The 278-nt window shown below is 66.2% G+C and carries 1 protein-coding gene; it reads right to left on the bottom strand.

The window, feature by feature from the left end:
* Window positions 1-216: SLC5/6 family protein (locus tag L9G74_RS24075; RefSeq protein WP_238898590.1), on the bottom strand; the 216-nt coding region annotated here is incomplete at its 3' end.
* Window positions 217-278: the final 62 nt, after the last annotated feature.

The following is a 278-nucleotide window of genomic DNA, read 5'->3' as shown; positions in this document are numbered from 1 at the left end:
CCCGATCACCCACCCCAGCTGCGCTATCGCCCACGCCAGCGACAGCACGCCGGAGCCGATCACCGCCGTTATTATGTGCGCGCTCGCCGTCACCAGCGTCCCTGTGCGCTTCTCGCGGCCGTCGTCGTCGAGGTCGGGGCGGTCGGCGTAGCCGGACTCGGCGAGGTTGAAGGCGGCGGTGGTGGTGGTGGCCACCTTCTCTTGCGGCCTCTCCATCCCCATTTCAATTCCTAGCTTAGCTAGCGGCGGCCACGTACGTACAGGTAGTACAGACTGAG

Origin of the sequence: Shewanella electrica (assembly GCF_022321485.1) — a bacterium.
Lineage (GTDB): Bacteria > Pseudomonadota > Gammaproteobacteria > Enterobacterales > Shewanellaceae > Shewanella > Shewanella electrica.
Note: the sequence above shows the minus strand (reverse complement) of the source record. Positions and strands in the feature narration are given on the sequence as shown.